Genomic DNA, 574 nt, shown 5'->3' with positions numbered 1-574 from the left:
GCAATGCGTTTATTTAATTTTCGTTTAGCTTGGTATTTTACATGGTTAATAAACTCTTTAAAGTATTTTGTTAATCCGGATTGCGCATGTCCTACAAAACCAATTGTTGGTTTTTCCTCCTTTTGTAATACATTAAATCCTTGAGGTAATTGTGTGGTATATGGGTCGTTAATAAATGATGGTATTATAAACGTTTTTTCGTCTAATTTACTTTTAAAGCCTCCAAGTCTAAACGTATAACTATTTTTAATATAATTAGTAAAGCCATAATCGCCTCCTGAGTAAATCCAAATTGGTTTATTATGTGTTTGAGCTTCTTTTTGTAATGCTAAAAAGGCGACTCTTTCTTTTAGGAATTTAGCATAATCTATAGGAAATATAACAATATCGCATTCTAAAACAGAATCTACTAATTTATAGTGTTCTAGTAATACTTCGTCTTTTAAAAAGTGCAAGTCGAACAACAACGGAAACACACTTTTACGGTGTGTTTCGTTTAAAAATTTAGAATCTGTGTATAGTTTAAGCATTTTATTTATTTCTTAAAATAGTACTCCAGTACATACTTCTATTC

Annotated in this window: 1 protein-coding gene; it reads right to left on the bottom strand. The window is 29.3% G+C overall.

All coding sequences use genetic code 11. The features are described 5' to 3' along the window. A partial coding sequence (locus ACVC2P_RS12025; protein ID WP_452598714.1) for a hypothetical protein occupies positions 1-530 on the bottom strand: 530 nt, incomplete at its 3' end. Between the last annotated feature and the right edge of the window lie 44 nt (positions 531-574).

It is taken from the genome of Pontimicrobium sp. MEBiC01747 (assembly GCF_053601635.1).
Note: the sequence above shows the minus strand (reverse complement) of the source record. Positions and strands in the feature narration are given on the sequence as shown.